Genomic DNA, 15,782 nt, shown 5'->3' with positions numbered 1-15,782 from the left:
GCCGTCCAGTCTGCCAGAGCGGGCCGCGGCGACCGAATCGGCCGCCGGGTCAGCGGTTGACCCAGGCCTCGGGCTGCTCGAGGAGGTCGCGGACGTGGGCGGGCAGGTCACCCGCGAGGAGGTCGGCGAGCGTCGTGCGGTCGAGCACGTCCCGCAGGCTGGAGCGGACCGCGACCCACAGCGCCGGCAGGTGCTCGGCCACCCCGGTGTAGCTGGTGTCCTGCGGCCGCAGCCCCCGGACCTCGGCCAGCGGGCCGGAGACGGCCCGGAACACCTCGCCGACGACGATCTCGGCGGCCGGACGGGCGAGCGCGTACCCGCCGTGGGCGCCGCGCCGGCTCTGCACGAGGCCCGCGACCCGCAGGTCGGCGACGACCGCCTCGAGGAACTTGCCCGGCAGGCCCTGCGCCCGGGCCAGCGCGTCGACGCTGACCGGCCCCTCCCCCTCGGCCGCCGCGAGGGCGAGCATCGCCCGGACGGCGTAGTCGGTGCGGGCGGAGATGTCCACGCGTCCATCCTCGCAGGCGGCGGGTCCGGGCGACACGCGCCGTGGACGGTGGTGTCGGCCGTCAATTCCTACCGCTATGCTCTGGATTAATTTCCTACTGACTCGATCGGATTTAGACCCATGCGCAGACTCATCCTCCTCGCCCTCGTGGGGCTCGGCGCCCAGCTCGTCGACGGCTCGCTCGGCATGGCCTACGGCGTCACCTCGACGACGCTGCTGCTCGCCGTCGGGGCCAACCCCGCGGCGGCCTCGGCCACCGTCCACCTCGCGGAGATCGGGACGACGCTCGCCTCCGGCGCCTCCCACTGGCGCTTCGGCAACGTCGACTGGCGCGTCGTCCTGCGCATCGGCATCCCCGGCGCCCTGGGCTCCTTCGCGGGCGCGACCTTCCTCTCCTCCCTCGACACCTCGGTCGCCGCCCCGCTGATGTCGGTGCTGCTCCTCGGCCTCGGCCTCTACGTCCTCACCCGCTTCACCGTCCGCGGGATCCGGCGCGACCGGATCGGCCGGCCGCTGCGCCGGCGCTTCCTCACCCCGCTCGGGCTCGTCGCCGGGTTCGTCGACGCCACCGGCGGCGGCGGCTGGGGCCCGGTCGGGACCCCCGCCCTCCTCGCCAGCGGACGGCTGGAGCCGCGCAAGGTCGTCGGCTCCATCGACACCTCGGAGTTCCTCGTCTCCGTCGCGGCGAGCCTCGGCTTCCTCCTGGCCCTGGGGTCGGCGGGCATCGACCTCGCGTGGGTCGCGGCCCTGCTCGCGGGCGGGCTCGTCGCCGCCCCGGTGGCCGCGTGGCTCGTGCGGCACGTCCCGCCGCGCGTCCTCGGCTCGGCCGTCGGCGGGCTCATCGTCCTCACCAACTCCCGGACGATCCTGCGCAGCGACTACGTCGACGCCCCGGACGCCACCCGGTACGCCGTCTACGCCCTCGTCGCCGTGCTGTGGGCCGGGGCCGTCGCGTGGTCGGTCCGGGCGCACCGCGCCGAGCGCGACGAGCTGGACGCCGAGCTCGCGCGGCTCGACGAGGACACCGAGCCGGTCAGCCGCTGAGCGGGGCGGGGGTCGCGCCGGTCGCGTCCGACCCGGTCCCGCCGCCCGGCGGGGTCGGGAAGGGCACGACCGGCAGGCCCTGCGAGGCCGCCGTCATGATGTCGTGCCAGTCGGGCGCGGCGATGCTCGAGCCGTAGACGCCCGGGTAGAACGTCCCGCCGACGGTCACGTCCGTCATCCCGAACGGCACGGTCGGCGTGCCGACCCACACCGCCGTCGCGAGCTGCGGGGTGAAGCCGGCGAACCAGGTCTGCGCGTGGCTGTCCGTCGTCCCGGTCTTGCCGGCGGCGGGCCGCCCGGGCAGGCCGAGACCGGTGGCCGTGCCGAGCGGGTCGTCGAGCGGCGCCTGGAGGATGTCGGCCACCTGGGCGGCGACGTCGGCCGAGATCGCCTGGTGGCAGCCCGCGCCGCGGACCGGCAGCCGGTGCCCGGCGGCGTCCGTCACGGACTCGACGGGGACCGGCGTGCAGTACACGCCGTGCGCGGCGACCGCGGCGTAGGCGGCGGCCAGCGTCACCGGGCTCACGGTGGCCGCCCCGAGGGCCACGGTGGGCACGGACGGCACCGGCGAACCGTCGCCGAGGTGCATGCCGAGGGCGTCCATGGTCGCGACGACGTGGCAGAGCCCGACCCGCATCGTCAGCGCGGCGAAGGCGCTGTTCACCGACTGCGCGGTCGCCTGTCGCAGGGAGATCGGCCCGCCGGCCCACGGCTCGTCGTTGCGGACCTGCCAGACGTTCCACGCCGTGCACGAGTCGGAGTTCTCGCTCGGGGTGAAGGTCGTCGGCTGCGAGGGCCCGGCCGCCGGCGCGTCGACCGTCGCGTCCTCGGGGATGCCCTGCGCGAACGCCGTCGCGAGGACGAACAGCTTGGCCGTCGAGCCGCTCTGGAAGCCGTAGGTCGACCCGCCGTCGGCGCGGTCGGCGGCCCAGTCGACCTCGGTGCTCGGGCTGCCCGTGAAGCGGCTCGTCTGCCCGAGGGCGAGGATCCGGCCGGTGCCCGGCTGGATCACGGTGGCCGCCGAGCCGACGCCCGAGGGATCGCCCGCGGGGTCGCGCGACTCCAGCACCCGCCGGACGGTGTCGGACAGGCCCGGGCGGAAGGTGGTGCGGATCGTCAGGCCGCCGCGGTCGACCGCCGCCCGCCGCGCCGCCGGCGTCGGCCCGAGGGCGGGGTCCTGGGCGAGCCAGGACAGCACGTACGTGCACTCGTAGGGGTGCGCCGAGCTCGCGCACGTGCCCCGCGGCACGCTCGGCCGCAGCAGCGCGGACACCGGCACCCGCCGGGCGGCCCGGGCCTGACGCCGGGTGACGACGCCGAGCTGGGCCATCCGGGCCAGGACGACGTCGCGGCGGGCCTGTGCGGCCCTCGGGTGCTGGAGCGGGTCGAAGGCCGACGGCTCGCGGACGATCCCGGCGAGCAGCGCGGCCCGGCCGAGGTCCAGCCGGGAGGCGGGGAGGGAGAAGTAGCGCTCCGCCGCCGCCTGCACCCCGTAGGCCTGGTCGCCGTAGTAGGCGAGGTCGAGATAGCCGGCGAGGATCTGCTGCTTGGACTCCCGTTGCTCGAGGGCGACGGCCTGTCGCAGCTGTCGGACCTTGCGGGCGATGCCGGCGGCACCCTGCTGGGTCGTCGCGGCCCGCTCGGCCGCGGCGCTGCCGCGCACCCGGGCGTTCTCCTCCTCGACGAGCTTGACGTACTGCATGGTCAGGGTGGACGCGCCCTCGACCGTGCCGCCGGCGGTGGCGACGGCGGCCCGGGCCAGCGAGCGCGGGTCGAGGGCACCGTGACTGAAGAAGCGGCTGTCCTCGATGGCCACCTGGGCCTGCTGCATCACCGGCGCGATGCGCGAGAGGGGGACAACGACGCGGTCGACCCCGTAGGCGGTGGCGAGGACGTGGCCGTCGGCGTCGAGGATCCGGGTGGGCTGCAGCAGCCCGTCGGCGGGCAGCCGGGCCGGGAGGTCGTCGAAGGCGTCGATGCCACTCGTCGTCGCGGCGTCGAGGGCCACCGTGGCCGGGGCCGCCAGCCCCGCGAGCAGCAGCCCGACCGCGAGCGACCCGACGACGAGGGCGGCGAGCCCGTGGACGAGGCGGCGCATGGTGGTCCTTCCGGTCCGCCGCGAGGCCCGGGCCGGCGGGTCCGGGACGGCTCCGCGGGCCTGCGCCACCCGTGCGGCGGGACGCTCCCGACGCTGCGCCCCGCGGCTCGACGCCGGCTCCGAGGTGGCTGGACCGGACCTGTGAGAGACCCGGGTCAGCCGACGACGGCGCCGCGCAGGACGACCGCCCGGGGGTGGGCGAGGACGCCGACGTCGGTGCGCGGGTCGGCGGCGTAGACGACGAGGTCGGCCTCCTCCCCCTCCTCCAGGCCCGGCCGGCCGAGCCAGGCGCGGGCCGCCCACGTGGCGGCGTCGAGGGCCTCGAGCGCGGAGAAGCCGCACCGGGTGAGCCGCTGCACCTCCTCGCCGGCGAGCCCGTGCGGCAGCGAGCCGCCGGCGTCGGTGCCGACGAAGACGGGGACCCCGGCCTCCCGCGCCGCGGCGACGGTCTCGTACCGCCGGGCGTGCAGGTCGAGCATGTGCCGGTGGTAGTCGGGGAACTTCTCGCGTGCCGGCTCGGCGATCTGCGGGAAGGTGTCGATGTTCACGAGCGTGGGGACGACGGCGATGCCCTGCCGGGCGAAGGCGTCGATGCTCTCGGGGACGAGCCCGGTGGCGTGCTCGACGCAGTCGGTGCCGGCGGCGGCGAGGTCGTGCAGGCTCTGCTCGCCGAAGCAGTGCGCCGTGACGCGGGCGCCCTCCTCGTGGGCGGCGGCGACGGCCTCGGCGAGGACGTCGGCCGGCCAGCAGGGGGTGAGGTCGCCGGCGTCGCGGTCGATCCAGTCGCCGACGAGCTTGACCCAGCCGTCGCCGGCACGGGCCTCGGTCCGGACCTGCGCGACGAGGTCCTCGGGCTCGACCTCCCAGGCGAAGTTGCGGATGTAGCGCCTCGTCCGGGCGATGTGCCGGCCGGCCCGGACGATGCGCGGCAGGTCGGCGCGGTCGTCGACCCAGCGGGTGTCGCTCGGCGAGCCCGCGTCGCGGATGAGGAGCGTGCCGGCGTCGCGGTCGGTGAGGGCCTGCTGCTCGGCGGTCGCCGCGTCCGTCGCACCGGTGGCGACGAGGCCGACGTGGCAGTGCGCGTCGACGAGCCCCGGCAGCACCCAGCCGTCGACCGTCGTGACCTCGTGGTCCCCCGCCGGCCGGTCGTAGGTGATCCGGCCGCCGACGACCCAGGCCTCGGCGCGCTCCTCCTCGCGGCCGACGAGGACGGGACCCGTGAGGTGCAGCACCGATGCCATGGCCCGACCCTAGCGAGGCCCCCCGCCCCGACACCCCCTCCGCGACCCAGCCCCACCCCGTCCGCCCCCGGCCCCCGTCCCCTCCCGACCCGTCCCCCGTCCCCGCCCCCGTGCTCGACCTCGTCCCGTTGCCGTCCTCCCCCCGTCCGAACTTTCTCGCCTGATCCCGGAACCTTCGGGTTCGCGCACCCTCGGTTCCTGCGCGAACCCGAACCTCGCGGGATCAGGCGAGAAAGCTCACGCGCGCCGTAGACGTGAGAGGAACCTCTCGATAGGGTTCTCTCACGTTGACCGCCACGACGATCTGGAGCAACCGTGACGAACCCGTACGGCGACATCGAGCTCGACGCCCGCGGCATGCGCGCGCTGGCCCACCCGGTGCGCGTCCGCCTCCTCACCCGCCTGCAGCTGGGCGGCCCGAGTACCGCCACCCGGCTCGCCCCCGAGGTCGGCGCCTCGCCGTCGGTCACGAGCTGGCACCTGCGCCACCTCGCCGAGCACGGCCTCGTCCGCGACGCCGCCACCGCCGGCAGCGGCCGCGAGCGCTGGTGGGAGGCGTCGGCGCGCGGCTTCCGCTTCCAGCGCACGTCCCCCGGCGGGACGGAGGCGGCCCGCCTGCTCTCCCGCGTGATCGAGGAGACGGAGGGCGACGTCGTCGGCGACTGGCACCGCGAGGTCGAGCCCCGGCTCGACCCGGAGTGGCTCGCGGTGTCCGGGCGGTCGAGCACCCGCGTGCTCGTCACCGTCGAGGAGGCGCAGGCGTTCGAGGCCGCGGTCGAGCAGCTGCTCGCGCCCTACGTCCTGCGCAAGGATGACCCGTCGTCGGCTCCTCCGGGCGTCCGGATGGTCCGGCTGCTGCGCCACACCCTCCCCGACGCGGCCCCCGGCGATGACTGACGGCACCGGCGTCGCGGCCGGCGGCCCGCCGCGAGAGGTGCACGACCCGCCGGACGCGCCGGTCCCGTCACGCCTGCCGTTGTGGCGCACCGGCCGGTTCGTCCGGGCCTGGGGCGCCCAGGGGGTCTCCGAGCTCGGCGACCGCGTCTCCGAGCTCGCCCTGCCCCTCGTCGCCGTCACCTTCCTGGACGCGAGCGCAACCGAGGTCGCCCTGCTGACCGCGGTCGTCTGGCTGCCGAACGTCCTCGCCCTGCTCGTCGGGTCGTGGGTGGACCGGCAGCACCGCAAGCGCCGGCTGCTCGTGCTGGCCGACGTCGTGCGCGCCGCCGTCGTCGTCACCGTGCCCGTCGCCGCACTGCTCGGGGTCCTCGGCTTGGCGCACCTGTTCGCCGTCGCCGTGCTGCTCGGTGCCTGGTCGACGTTCTTCCGCTCGGCGTGGAACCCCTTCTTCGTCGCCCTGGTCCACCGCTCGCAGTACGTCGAGGCCACCAGCCTCTTCAGCGCCACGAGGTCCGGGTCGTTCGTCGCCGGACCGGCCGTCGGCGGCGGGCTGGTCCAGCTGCTCACCGCCCCGGTCGCCCTGCTCGTCGACGGGCTGTCCTTCCTCGCGTCCGCCCTGCTGCTGCGCACGGTGGACGTCACCGAGCCCGCGCCCGACCCCGACGACGGAACGTCGCTGCGCCGCCGCCTCGCGGAGGGCGTGGGCTTCCTGCTGCGGGACCCCTACCTCGCCCCGTTGCTGCGCTGCGTCACGTGGGTCAACTTCTTCACGATGGTCGTGTTCTCGCTGACCGTCGTCTTCGCGAGCCGCGACCTCGGCCTGCCCGCCGGCACGATCGGCCTGGCGATGGGGGTCGGGGCGGTGGGCGGCCTCGTCGGGGCGGCGGTCACGAGCCGGACGATCACCCGGCTCGGCGTCGGCCGGACCCTCGCGGTCGGCGCACTGCTCTTCACCGCCCCGCTCGCCGCGATGCCGCTGGCTCAGGGCGGCCAGCTGGGCAAGGCCGTGGTCCTAGGCGCCGTCGAGTGCGTGAGCGCGTTCGGGGTCATGCTCTTCGACATCCCTGCGAACGCCGTGAAGACGGTCGTCATCCCGGACGCCGTGCGGGCCCGGGTCAGCGGGGCGTTCACCACCGTCAACTACGGGGTCCGGCCGCTCGGGGCGGCGAGCGGCGGCCTGCTCGCCGGGCTCGTCGGCACCGGCCCCGCGATCGTCGTGGGCGGGCTCGGCGGCGTCCTCTGCCTCGTCTGGATCGTCCGCTCCCCCGTCCTGCGACTGCGCACCATCGAGGACCTGCCGGTTCCCGCCGCCCCGCCCCGCCGACTCCGGCGGCCGTAGCCGGGGACTCCTCGTCCGGGGTTAGGTGCGGCCTTCCTCCGCTCGCGTCGACTCCGCACGCTGGAGCCATGACCGAGAACACCACCAGCACCCAGCAGAAGATCGCCCTCGTCACGGGGGCCAACCGCGGTCTCGGCCGCGAGGAGGCGCTCGCCCTCGCCCGGGACGGGGTCGACGTCGTCGTCACCTACCGCAGCCACGAGGACGAGGCGCGCGCCGTCGTCGCCGAGGTCGAGGGCCTCGGACGCCGCGCCGCCGCCCTGCGGCTCGACACCGCCGACCACGACGCGATCCCCGCGTTCGCCGCGACCTTCGTCGACACCCTGCGCTCGACGTGGGGCCGCGACACGTTCGACGTCCTCGTGAACAACGCCGGCATCTCCGGTGACACCGTTCTCGGCCAGATCACCAGGGAGCACGTCACCTCGCTCGTCGACGTCCACTTCACCGGCGTCGTCCTCCTCACCGACGCCCTCGTCCCGCACCTCGTCGACGGCGGGCGCGTCGTCAACACCTCCAGCGGCCTGGCCCGCTTCAGCTCGATGTTCACCTACGCCGTCTACGGCGCCGTGAAGGGCGCCGTCGAAGTCTGGACCCGCTACCTCGCGCACGCGCTGGGGCCGCGCCGGATCACCGTCAACGCCGTCGCGCCGGGGGCGACCGCCACCGACTTCGGCGGGGGTGGCCTGCGCGACGACGAGGGCATCCGCGCCGGACTGGCGCAGGTCATCGCCATGGGCCACGTCGGGCGGCCCGAGGACATCGGGTCGGCCGTCGCCGCCATCGCCTCCGACCGCATGGGCTGGGTCACGGGGCAGCGGATCGAGGCCTCGGGCGGGATGCTCCTGTGACCGGGCCCGCCTCCCGCGCGAGGATGGACGCGTGACCGGCACCAGAGGCGACCGCGCGCAGCTCGCGCACTTCCTCCGGACCCGTCGCGAGGCGCTCCGGCCCGAGGACGTCGGCCTGCCTCGCGGTCCGCGCCGCCGGACCGGCGGGCTGCGCCGCGAGGAGGTCGCGGCCCTGTCCGGGATGTCGAGCGACTACCTCGGCCGGATCGAGCAGCAGCGCGGCCCGCACCCGAGCGAGCCGATGCTCGCCGCCCTCGCCCGCGGGCTGCGGCTCAGCCTCGACGAGCGCGACCACCTGTTCCGGCTCGGCGGCTTCCCGACGCCGAGCCGGGCCGGGCGCCACCAGCACGTCGACGCCGGGATCATGCGGATCCTCGACCGGCTCCAGGACACCCCGGCGATGGTCCTCGGCGCGGCCGGCGAGTGCCTGGCGATCACCCCGCCCGCGGCGGCGGTGTTCGGCGACCACACCGGCGCCGACGGGCCGGGGCGCAGCGCCGTCCACCGGTGGTTCACCGACCCGGCCTCGCGCGAGGTCTACCCCGCGCAGGACCGGGAGCAGCGCGGGGCCGAGATGGTCGCCGACCTGCGGGCCGCCTACGCCCGGCACGGGGACGCCTCGACCGCGGGCGAGGTCGTCGCCGCGCTGACCGCCGAGAGCGCCGAGTTCCGCGCGCTGTGGGCGCGCCACGACGTGCGACACAAGCACTCCCAGCGCAAGCGGCTCGTCTCCGACGTCGGCCTGCTCGAGGTCTACTGCACGACCCTGTTCGACGCCGAGCAGAGCCAGTCGCTGCTCGTCTTCACCGCGGCGAGCGCCGAGACGGCGGAGCGGCTGCGGCTGCTCGGCGTCATCGGGACGACGTCCTTCCCGCCCGGTGACGAGCCCGCCTGAGGCTTCGGTCAGAGGGCGCGCAGCACCCGGCGCAGCGTCTCGACGACGACGCCCGGGGCGTCGGTGTGGACCCAGTGCGCCGCGCCGTTGACCCGGACGAGCCGGGTGCGGGGGAAGAGGGCGCGCATCGCCGGGACGTCCTCGTCGCGGACGTACTCCGACTCGCCGCCGGCGAGCCAGACGACGGGCCCGTCCCAGCGCGCGCCGGCGAGGTCCGGAAAGCCCGCGATGAGCGAGCCGCTCCCCCGCTCCGCGTCGGCGTGGACGAGGTCGAGGTTGGCCTGCCAGGACCACTCCGTGCCGCTGCGGCGCAGGTTCTGCAGGAGGAAGGACTTGACGCCCGGGTCGGGCTCGGCGAACCGGCCCTCGGCGTCGGCCCGGCTCGTCAGCGCGGCCAGCGGCAGCCCGCGCATCTCGTCGATGTAGCCCTGGAAGCGCTCGAGGCTGCCGTAGCCCCTGGGCGCGATGTCGACGACGACGAGGCTCGCCACGAGGTCGGGGTGGGTCAGGGTGAGGACCATCGACACCTTGCCGCCGAGGCTGTGCCCGACGACGACCCACTGCTCCCCCGGCGCGTGCGCCTCGAGCGTCGCGGCCACGGCGTCGGCGTACCCCGCGTAGGAGAAATCCTCCGACCACGGCGAGCGGCCGTGGTCGGGCAGGTCGACGAGCAGGCAGCGCGCGGCGTCGCCGTCCGGGCCGCTCAGGGCCTTGGCGATCTGGGTCCAGTTGCGGCCCTGCCCGAAGAGGCCGTGGAGGAAGGCGACCCGGGGCCCGGCCGTGCCGACGGCGAGGGTGTTGAGGGGTGTGCTCATGCGGCGGGCCTACTCACCGGTCGACGCCGACGGCGGCCGGGGACGACGGCACGACGGGGGGGCGACACGACGCGGTCCGCAAGCCGCCGACAGCGGCGTGTCGGTGAGGTCCGACGACGGTCGTGTCGTCCGCTCGTCCGGGACGGGGGTGGCGCGGGGCAGCGGGGCGACGACACGCGACGGGGCCAAAAACCCCCAGGAGCGGCGTGTCGGTGGGGTCCGACGACCAGCGTGTTGTCCGCTCGTCGGGGACGGGGGTGGCGCGGGGTAGCGGGGCGACGACACGACGGGGTCCGCAAGCCACCGACAGCGGCGTGTCGCCGGGCCTGACGACCGTCGAGTCGTCCGCCCGTTGGGTGCGTGACGCAACGGGAGGACGACACGACGGGGTCCGCAAGCCACCGACAGCGGCGTGTCGCCGGGTCCGACGACCATCGTGTCGTCCGCTCGTCGGCGACGGGGTGGCGCGCGGCGACGGGGGCGGCGACACGACGGGTCGCGTCGCCGGCCGGGCGGTCACTTGCCGAGGAACTTCTCGAACCCCTTGGGCAGCTGCGAGGGGTCGATGGAGGAGGGGTCGAAGCCGCCGGGGCCGTCGGCGCCGCCGAAGCTCGTGCCGGTGGGCCGGGGCTGCGTCGACTTCTCGCGGGCGGCGCGCTCCTCGGCCGCGCGCTTGGCCGGGTTGCCGGACTTGGACTTCTTGCGCTGCGGCTGCTGCTTCCCGCCGCGCTTGCCGGGACCGGCGCCCATGCCCGGCATCCCGGGCATCCCCGGCATGCCCCCGCCCTTGGCCAGCTGCTTCATCATCTTCTGCGCGTCGCCGAACCGCTCGAGCAGCTGGTTGACCTCGGAGGTCGTCACGCCCGAGCCCTTCGCGATGCGGGCCCGCCGCGAGCCGTTGATCTGCTTGGGGTGGGTCCGCTCGAACGGCGTCATCGAGCGCACCATGGCCTCGACGCGGTCGAACTCGCGCTCGTCGAAGGAGTCGAGCTGGGCCTTCATCTGGCCCATGCCCGGCATCATCCCGAGGATCGACTTCAGCGAGCCCATCTTCTTGATGGCCGCCATCTGCTGGAGGAAGTCGTCGAAGGTGAAGTCCTCGGCGGCGAGGAACTTGCGCTCCATCTCCGCGGCCTGGGTGCGGTCGAACGCTTTCTCGGCCTGCTCGATGAGGGTGAGCACGTCGCCCATGTCGAGGATGCGCGAGGCCATCCGGTCGGGGTGGAAGACCTCGAAGTCCTTGGTGTTCTCGCCGGTGGACGCGAACATGATCGGCTGCCCGGTGACCGAGGCGACCGACAGCGCGGCGCCGCCGCGGGCGTCGCCGTCGAGCTTGGACAGGACGACGCCGGTGAGCCCGACGCCCTCGAGGAACGCCTCGGCGGTCTCGACGGCGGCCTGGCCGATCATCGCGTCGATGACGAAAAGGACCTCGTCGGGCTCGATGGCCGCGCGGATGTCGGCGGCCTGCTGCATGAGGTCGGCGTCGACGGCCAGCCGGCCCGCGGTGTCGACGACGACGACGTCGTGCTGGCGGGCGGTGGCCTCGGCGATGCCGGCCCGCGCGACGGACACGGGGTCGCCGTGCGAGCGGGTGCCCTCGATGTCGGCGCCGACGGCGTCGTGCCCGGCGACGTTGCCGCGCTCGGGGGCGAAGACCTTGACCCCGGCCCGCTCGCCGACGACCTCGAGCTGGGTGACGGCGTTCGGGCGCTGGAGGTCGGCGGCGACGAGCAGTGGGGTGTGCCCCTTCTCGCGCAGCCAGTACCCGAGCTTGCCCGCGAGCGTCGTCTTCCCGGAGCCCTGGAGCCCGGCGAGCATGATGACCGTGGGCGGCTGCTTGGCGAAGCGGATGCCGCGGGTCTCGCCGCCGAGGATGTCGACGAGCTCCTCGTTGACGATCTTCACGACCTGCTGCGCCGGGTTGAGCGCCTCGCTGACCTCGGCGCCGAGGGCCCGCTCGCGGACGTTGGCGGTGAAGGCCTTGACGACCGGCAGCGCGACGTCGGCGTCGAGCAGCGCCAGCCGGATGTCGCGGACCGTCTTGTTGACGTCGGACTCGCTGAGGCGGCCCTTGGTCCGCAGGTTGCGGAAGGTCTCGGTCAGGCGGTCGGACAGGCTCGTGAACACCGGTCAACCCTAACGGCTGGCCCGCCCCCGCCCGCCCCGACCGCGTCCGCCACCCGCGTCCCGGGCCGCCGCGGGTGGACCGCGCTCCGCCGGCACACGCTGCCCCGGCGAGAAGCGCCGGCGTCGGCCCACCCCGGACGTGGGAGACGTCGCGGCGGACTAGGAGGGGGTGACGCCGTCGCAGGTGTCGATGACGAGGCTCACGGCCTGCGCGACGCGGGCGGGCGGCAGCGGCAGGCCGTCGCTGCCGGTGAGGTAGAAGGTGTCGAGGGTCTGCCCGGCGTAGGTGGCGATGTGGGCCGACCGCACCGACATGCCGGCCCTGGCGAACGCGGCCCCGAGCTCGTAGAGCAGGCCGGGCCGGTCCTGGGCGCGGACCTCGAGCACCGTCGCCTCCGAGCTCGCGCCCGGGACGACGAGGGCACGGGCCTGGCCGGGCGAGCCGACGCCGGAGTCGCGCGAGGGTCGGGCCAGGTGCGCCCGGCGGCGGTCGAGGGTCTGGAGCGGGCCGCGGTCGCCGCGGGCCAGCCGGGAGAGGCCGCGGACGATGCGCTCCGGCTCGGGGACGGCGCCGCTCGGCGACTCCACGTGCCACTCGTTGGCGGCGACCCCGTCGACGGTGCGCAGGATCGCGGTCCGCACGGTGTGCCCCTCGGCGGCGAGCAGCCCGGCGGTGTCGGCGAACAGCCCCACCCTGTCGGTGTCGAGGATGTCGAGGCGGTGCGACCCGCCCCCGGAGACGACCCGCACCTGCGGCTCGCCGGAGCGCACCGCGTCGGCGACGGCCGGGTCGAGCGCGCCGACCGGGGTGACGGCGACCGGCACGTCCTCCCCCGCCGCCGGCCGGGGCGCGTCGAGCCGTGCCCGGACGGCGACGGCCAGCTGCTCGAGCAGCGTCGCGCGCCAGTCGGTCCAGGCCAGCGGTCCTGCGGCGGAGGCGTCGGCCTCGGTGAGGGCGAGGAGGATCTCGAAGACCTCGCGGTCCCCGCCGACCGTCGCGACGGCGGCGTCGACGGTGGCCGGGTCCTGGTGGTCGCGGCGGGTGGCGAGCTCGATGAGGGTCAGGTGCTCGCGCACGAGCAGCTCGAGGACGTCGACGTCGCGCTCGGGGAAGCCCCAGCGCAAAGCGACGGCGCGGGTGATCGCGGCCCCGGTGACGGAGTGGTCGTGCGCGCCGCGGACCTTGCCGATGTCGTGCAGCAGCGCGGCGGCGAGCAGCAGGTCCGGACGCGAGGTGCGGCGCACGAGCCCGGCGGCGCGCACGACGGTCTCGACGAGGTGCCGGTCAACGGTGTGCCGGTGGACGGCGTTGCGCTGCGGCCGAGAGCGCACGTCGGTCCACTCCGGCAGCCAGCGCTCGACGATGCCGACCTGGTCCAGGCCCTCCCACACCGTGACGAGCCCGGGCCCGGACGCGAGCAGGTCGCCGAGCAGGTCGCGGGCGTGGTCCGGCCACGGCACGGGCAGCTGCGGACCGGCGCCGGCGAGGTTGTCCAGCGTCGCCGGGGCGAGCGGCAGCCCGGCCCGGGCGGCGACGACCGCGGCCCGCAGCGGCATGCCGGCGTCGGCCTCGGCCAGGCGCGAGGAGCCGAGGACGACCTCCCCGTCGCTGGCGAAGAGGCCGTGTCCCAGCGGGGTCATCTGCGGCCGGCGCGGCCCGACGCGCAGGGTGCGGGCGCGCTGCGACTGCCCGGCCCGGCGCATCGTGCCGTCGAGGGCGTAGGCGATGAGCCGGCCCGCGTCCGAGACGGAGGTGAGGAGGTCGTCGGCGTCGGAGTGCCCGAGCAGCGCGGCGACGGCGTCGTGGTCCTCGCGGCCGAGCCGGTTGCGGCCCCGGCCGGTGACGACGTGGACGGCGTCGCGCACGTCGAGCAGCAGCCCGTACGCGGCGTCGAGCCCGCCGTGCGGGCGGTCGGCGAGCCAGGCCTCGGCCAGGGCGGTGAGCACGGTCATGTCGCGCAGGCCGCCGCGGGCCTCCTTGAGGTCCGGCTCGATGGTCTGCGCGAGCTCGCCCTGGCGGGCGTAGCGGGCGGCGAGCGCCTCGACGAGCTGCGGCAGCCGCTTGCGGGCGTTGCCGCGCCAGTCGTGGGCGACCGTCGAACGGGCGGCGGCGACGATCTCGGCGTCCCCCGCGACCGCCGAGAGGTCGAGCAGCCCGACGGCGGCCGTGAGGTCGGACGCGGCCACCTGGCGGCACTGGGTGACGGTGCGCACCCCGTGGTCGAGGCGGACCCCCGCGTCCCAGATCGGGTACCAGACCCGGTCGGCGAGCGCCGTCAGCTCCTTGGCGGGCATCGAGCGCTCGGAGTGCAGCAGGAGCAGGTCGTAGTCGGACAGCGGGCCGGCGTCACCGCGGCCCAGGCTGCCGACGGCGGCGAGCGCCACCCCCTCGGTGCGCGCCCCGCCCGTCGCGGAGCGCCACACCTCGGCGAGCCACGATCGGTTGAACGCGGACAACGCCTCCCGGCGCGCCCGGCCGGCACCGGCGACGTTGAAGTCGCGGGTGCCGGCCAGGTCGAGCCTCCGGGAGCCGATGTCGCTCGAGGAGGTCGGCATCGCTCAGATCGCCTCGACCCCGCGCTCCCCGGTGCGGACCCGGGCGACCTCCTCGACGGGGGTCACCCAGACCTTCCCGTCACCGATGCGGCCGGTCTGCGCCGCCTTGAGGACGACGTCGACGACGGAGCTGGAGTCCATGTCGTCGACGAGCACCTCCAGGCGGGTCTTGGGCACGAAGTCCACGGTGTACTCCGCGCCGCGGTAGACCTCGCTGTGCCCGCGCTGCCGGCCGTAGCCCTGGGCCTCGCTGATGGTCATGCCCTGGATCCCGAAGGCCTCGAGGGCCTCCTTCACCTCGTCGAGCTGGTGCGGCTTGATGATGGCGGTGACGAGCTTCATCGCTGGACTCCTTCGAGGTCGTGCGTCTCCTCGTGCTCACGGGCCGAGGCGGTGGGGGCCGGGGCGAACGAGCCGCCCATCCGGCCACCCCGGGTGGCGAACTCGTAGGCGGACTCGGCGTGCTCCTCCTGGTCGATCCCGGAGACTTCGACGTCCTCGTCGATGCGCCAGCCCATCGTGGCCTTGAGCGCGAGGGCGATGACGAGGGTGACGACGCCGGAGATGACGACCGTGGCGAGGGCGACGACGACCTGGACGACGGTCTGCTGGATGCCGCCGCCGTAGAAGAGGCCGGTCTCGGTCGCGAGGAGGCCGGCGCCGACGGTGCCCCAGAGGCCGGCGACGAGGTGGACGCCGACGACGTCGAGCGAGTCGTCGTAGCCGAACTTGTACTTGAGGCCGACGGCGAGGGCCGAGAGGCCACCGGCGACGGCGCCGAGGATGATCGAGCCGATGGGCGAGAGGCTGCCACAGGCCGGGGTGATGGCGACGAGACCGGCGACGACACCGGAGGCGGCGCCGACCGAGGTGGCCTTGCCGTCGCGGACCTTCTCGACGACGAGCCAGCCGAGCATCGCGGCGCAGGTGGCGACGGTGGTGTTGACCCACACGAGCGCGGCGGTCTCGTCGGGCGCGAGCTCGGAGCCGGCGTTGAAGCCGAACCAGCCGAACCACAGCAGGCCCGCGCCGATCATGACGAGCGGCACGTTGTGCGGGCGCATGAGGACCTTGCCGAACCCGACCCGCTTGCCGACGACGAGGGCGAGGACGAGGCCCGCCATACCGGCGTTGATGTGGACGACGGTGCCGCCCGCGAAGTCGATCGGCGCGACGTCGGCCGCACCGTCGGTGGACCCGAAGAGCAGTCCGGAGATGCTGCTGCCGGAGCCGCCGAGGATGCCGCCGCCCCAGACCATGTGGGCGATCGGGAAGTAGGCGAGGGTGGCCCAGATGGGGGCGAAGACCATCCAGGTCGAGAACTTCACGCGGTCGGCCACGGCGCCGCTGATGAGGGCGACGGTGATGACGGCGAAGGTCAGCTGGAACCCGACGAAGGCGAGCTCGG

The 15,782-nt window shown here is 75.2% G+C and carries 13 protein-coding genes; 5 read left to right on the top strand and 8 right to left on the bottom strand.

The window, feature by feature from the left end; translation table 11 throughout:
• Positions 1-49: 49 nt before the first annotated feature.
• Entirely contained in the window at positions 50-508 is a 459-nt protein-coding gene (locus EPD83_RS02705; RefSeq protein WP_128367269.1) for an RrF2 family transcriptional regulator, read from the bottom strand.
• 120 nt (positions 509-628) lie between these two features.
• On the opposite strand from EPD83_RS02705, the gene EPD83_RS02700 reads away from it, so the two are divergent.
• The gene (locus EPD83_RS02700; RefSeq protein ID WP_128367268.1) at positions 629-1,552 is read left to right on the top strand and encodes a sulfite exporter TauE/SafE family protein; all 924 of its coding nucleotides are present in this window, start codon (positions 629-631) and stop codon (positions 1,550-1,552) included.
• Here the strand turns inward: EPD83_RS02700 and EPD83_RS02695 are convergent.
• Entirely contained in the window at positions 1,542-3,650 is a 2,109-nt protein-coding gene (locus EPD83_RS02695) for a transglycosylase domain-containing protein (RefSeq protein WP_165566179.1), read from the bottom strand. The genes EPD83_RS02700 and EPD83_RS02695 overlap by 11 nt on opposite strands.
• Before the next feature lie 155 nt (positions 3,651-3,805).
• Positions 3,806-4,891 carry an amidohydrolase family protein gene (locus EPD83_RS02690; RefSeq protein ID WP_205859384.1) on the bottom strand — a complete coding sequence of 362 codons (1,086 nt, stop codon included), beginning with the start codon at positions 4,889-4,891 and terminating at the stop codon, positions 3,806-3,808.
• Between the two features lie 315 nt (positions 4,892-5,206).
• On the opposite strand from EPD83_RS02690, the gene EPD83_RS02685 reads away from it, so the two are divergent.
• The 4 genes from EPD83_RS02685 (at position 5,207) to EPD83_RS02670 (ending at position 8,873) form a co-directional block, all read left to right on the top strand.
• Positions 5,207-5,788: a winged helix-turn-helix domain-containing protein gene (locus tag EPD83_RS02685; protein ID WP_205859383.1), complete on the top strand. Its 582-nt coding sequence runs from the start codon at positions 5,207-5,209 to the stop codon at positions 5,786-5,788.
• Positions 5,781-7,127 (top strand): MFS transporter, encoded by a 1,347-nt coding sequence (locus tag EPD83_RS02680; protein WP_128367778.1) that lies wholly within the window; start codon positions 5,781-5,783, stop codon positions 7,125-7,127. The genes EPD83_RS02685 and EPD83_RS02680 overlap by 8 nt, the downstream gene beginning before the upstream one ends.
• Before the next feature lie 68 nt (positions 7,128-7,195).
• Positions 7,196-7,978 (top strand): SDR family NAD(P)-dependent oxidoreductase, encoded by a 783-nt coding sequence (locus EPD83_RS02675; RefSeq protein ID WP_128367777.1) that lies wholly within the window; start codon positions 7,196-7,198, stop codon positions 7,976-7,978.
• Between the two features lie 31 nt (positions 7,979-8,009).
• Entirely contained in the window at positions 8,010-8,873 is an 864-nt protein-coding gene (locus EPD83_RS02670) for a helix-turn-helix transcriptional regulator (protein WP_165566178.1), read from the top strand.
• Between the two features lie 8 nt (positions 8,874-8,881).
• Here EPD83_RS02670 and EPD83_RS02665 read toward each other — a convergent pair whose 3' ends face one another.
• From EPD83_RS02665 to EPD83_RS02645, 5 genes are all read right to left on the bottom strand, one after another.
• Complete coding sequence (locus EPD83_RS02665) at positions 8,882-9,688, bottom strand: alpha/beta fold hydrolase (RefSeq protein ID WP_128368409.1); 807 nt, start codon at positions 9,686-9,688, stop codon at positions 8,882-8,884.
• Positions 9,689-10,204: 516 nt separating this feature from the next.
• The gene (ffh, locus tag EPD83_RS02660; protein WP_165566177.1) at positions 10,205-11,818 is read right to left on the bottom strand and encodes a signal recognition particle protein; all 1,614 of its coding nucleotides are present in this window, start codon (positions 11,816-11,818) and stop codon (positions 10,205-10,207) included.
• Between the two features lie 159 nt (positions 11,819-11,977).
• A complete protein-coding gene (locus EPD83_RS02655) occupies positions 11,978-14,374 on the bottom strand; it encodes a [protein-PII] uridylyltransferase (protein WP_165566176.1) in 2,397 nt (798 codons plus the stop codon).
• A 3-nt stretch (positions 14,375-14,377) separates the two neighbouring features.
• Positions 14,378-14,716, bottom strand: a complete 339-nt coding sequence (locus tag EPD83_RS02650; RefSeq protein ID WP_128367876.1) for a P-II family nitrogen regulator — start codon at positions 14,714-14,716, stop codon at positions 14,378-14,380.
• On the bottom strand, positions 14,713-15,782 hold a 1,070-nt coding region (locus EPD83_RS02645), incomplete at its 5' end, for an ammonium transporter (protein ID WP_165566175.1). The genes EPD83_RS02650 and EPD83_RS02645, both read right to left, overlap by 4 nt.

It is taken from the genome of Phycicoccus flavus (assembly GCF_004025965.2).
Taxonomy (GTDB): domain Bacteria; phylum Actinomycetota; class Actinomycetes; order Actinomycetales; family Dermatophilaceae; genus Phycicoccus; species Phycicoccus flavus.
Note: the sequence above shows the minus strand (reverse complement) of the source record. Positions and strands in the feature narration are given on the sequence as shown.

Coding starts and splice junctions, on each gene's coding strand:
- EPD83_RS02695 (WP_165566179.1), bottom strand. CDS start 3,650: ATGCGCCGCCTCGTCCACGGGCTCGCCGCCCTCGTCGTCGGGTCGCTC.
- EPD83_RS02700 (WP_128367268.1), top strand. CDS start 629: ATGCGCAGACTCATCCTCCTCGCCCTCGTGGGGCTCGGCGCCCAGCTC.
- EPD83_RS02655 (WP_165566176.1), bottom strand. CDS start 14,374: ATGCCGACCTCCTCGAGCGACATCGGCTCCCGGAGGCTCGACCTGGCC.
- EPD83_RS02650 (WP_128367876.1), bottom strand. CDS start 14,716: ATGAAGCTCGTCACCGCCATCATCAAGCCGCACCAGCTCGACGAGGTG.
- EPD83_RS02665 (WP_128368409.1), bottom strand. CDS start 9,688: ATGAGCACACCCCTCAACACCCTCGCCGTCGGCACGGCCGGGCCCCGG.
- EPD83_RS02680 (WP_128367778.1), top strand. CDS start 5,781: ATGACTGACGGCACCGGCGTCGCGGCCGGCGGCCCGCCGCGAGAGGTG.
- EPD83_RS02675 (WP_128367777.1), top strand. CDS start 7,196: ATGACCGAGAACACCACCAGCACCCAGCAGAAGATCGCCCTCGTCACG.
- EPD83_RS02690 (WP_205859384.1), bottom strand. CDS start 4,891: ATGGCATCGGTGCTGCACCTCACGGGTCCCGTCCTCGTCGGCCGCGAG.